The following is a 2127-nucleotide window of genomic DNA, read 5'->3' on the forward strand; positions in this document are numbered from 1 at the left end:
CCCCACTTTGCAATAGGTGCGTTGCAAATGAATGGCGCAAGGTATGAGGCGTAATAACCTTTGTAATATTGGTTTGCTTTAATGCTTTTTTAATCGCTTTTCTAACACATGTAGGGTGGAAATGGTGGCGACGTATCTCGCCAGTTTCTGGGTCATCACTTAATTTGTAGGAAGGAAATAAGTATTGCCACGCTAGTGATTTATTAGCTGAGGGATATTTACGAGTTAAAGCGTTAGGCATCCACACACCTGCGTATCGCTCGTTTTGTAAATCTAATCTTAAATATTCTTCAACTTGCAAAATTTGATTTCTAAGTAGTGGGATCAACTCCGTTGCAAGAGTAACTATACGATGCTTGTTGCCTTTCCCGTTCCAAATTTGAATGCATTTGTAATCAAAATCAATGTCCTTTACTCGCAATTGTACCGCTTCCATCACACGCAAACCACTTCCATACATTAACCCCGTGATTAAGTAATATCGCTTGGAAAGATGACTCATCAATTGCTTTACTTCATCAGGCCTCATCACTACAGGCAGCTTGGGTTGTCGATTACTTCGTGCAAAATTCAAGTTTAAAGAAAGCTCATTTTTGACAATATGTTTATATAAAAAAGCCAGCGCATTTAAAGCTGCACTTTGTGTTCTAGGTGACATATTACGTTTTAATACAATATGGTCTAAAAACGCTTTGACTTCTGCATCTCCCATTGAGCTTGGRTGACGTTTGTTGTGAAAGTGAATAAATTTTGCGATCCAACCTAAATAAGCATTAATTGTTCTTAATGAATACTGACGARTGAGCAWATAGTCTGCAATGTAGTTTAAATAAGGAGAGCGAGTTTTCATTTTCATTCCTTTGAAATAAAGCTGTATATATACAGCTTTAGCTCAGTCGCTCGTATAGTCAAGAAAACGACCAATCGCTCGTTTTTATCCTGAGGTAAAAGCGACGACTCCTAAATTTTAATAACACTGGTAATTAGTTAACAAGTTTGTTAGAAATAATCTAATCAGAAAAACGAGCTACGCTGTGGTAGAAAAACGCGCGATTAGCTCGCTATAAACATGTTAGTTTTCAAAGGAGCCGAGTATTAATCTCAACAGATTCATCCATGAATTAGAATCGCTTTCTGACAGTAAAAGGTGTGATTTTTTTCGAGTTCTAGCTCACTCGTTAACAGTAGCTGTACGAGTTTATTTATGGGATAAGGAACTAGATGAATGCGAAAAACTAGATAGGGTTAAGTGGTTAAATGAGATTAACCACAGGGTAATTACCAAAATACATGTAAGGCCATATGACAAAGAAAGTATTGAGGGTTTCTTCGAAATGGTAAGTGACTACATTGAAAAGAACCCAACGATTTACGAGCAATTGGAACACTGTTTTAATAAGTCACTTCACCGTATCGGTGGAAGTTGAAAACTAACAAGGCAATTATGCGTGGGACGTCTAAAACTTGGCAGGCGCTCCTTCGTCGCTAATTATAGCCAAGCTTAATACGCCCCATATTGCGGCGTTATATGTAAATGGAGAGCACATGCCACCGCATCCGCTTAATGCAAGCTTAAACCATGTAATATCACAAGGTGTGGAAAACGCTCAGGACGCCATTTCAAAAGAAAATTTGAAGAATGCTGAAATAGAATTGGCGCATGTAAAATTGGTATCGAGTTTACTTGAACAATATTTGTTACATGGCGATATAGCGGGAAGTTTCACTGAGCGGTTAAATGATTACTGGCTAACATATAAACCCAAATATATTGAAAATGCTTTCTCCGTGTACGTAAATAATATGTATGTTCCTTGGCAATTTTTAGATCATGCTATAGAAGCTCATAATTACCGATTAACGCAAAAGTAATTTACATATAACAAGGCAATTATGGATGGGACGTCTAAAGCTTGGCTGGCGCTCATTCTTCGCTAATTTTAGCCAAGCTTAATACGCCCCATATTGCGGCGTTATAAGCCAAAGGAATATATGAGTTTACCGAGGGAACAATTAGCTAAAGTTAGAACTCCTTTTAGAGTGCTTGCGGGGTTCATCTTTATACTTTCATTTTTTGCTATTTTAGCTACCGTTACTTTTGCGTTTACAGAACCATATGATCATATT

2 protein-coding genes are annotated in these 2127 nt (G+C 37.5%); one reads left to right on the forward strand and one right to left on the reverse strand.

Translation table 11 applies throughout. From position 1 onward, the window contains the following. A partial coding sequence (locus L1D51_RS21255) for an integron integrase (RefSeq protein ID WP_239964807.1) occupies positions 1-850 on the reverse strand: 850 nt, incomplete at its 3' end. Positions 851-1545: 695 nt separating this feature from the next. On the opposite strand from L1D51_RS21255, the gene L1D51_RS21260 reads away from it, so the two are divergent. Further along, positions 1546-1872 carry a hypothetical protein gene (locus L1D51_RS21260; RefSeq protein ID WP_239964808.1) on the forward strand — a complete coding sequence of 109 codons (327 nt, stop codon included), beginning with the start codon at positions 1546-1548 and terminating at the stop codon, positions 1870-1872. Positions 1873-2127 lie beyond the last annotated feature (255 nt).

The sequence above is a fragment of the Pseudoalteromonas shioyasakiensis genome, from assembly GCF_022398475.1.
Taxonomy (GTDB): Bacteria; Pseudomonadota; Gammaproteobacteria; order Enterobacterales; family Alteromonadaceae; genus Pseudoalteromonas.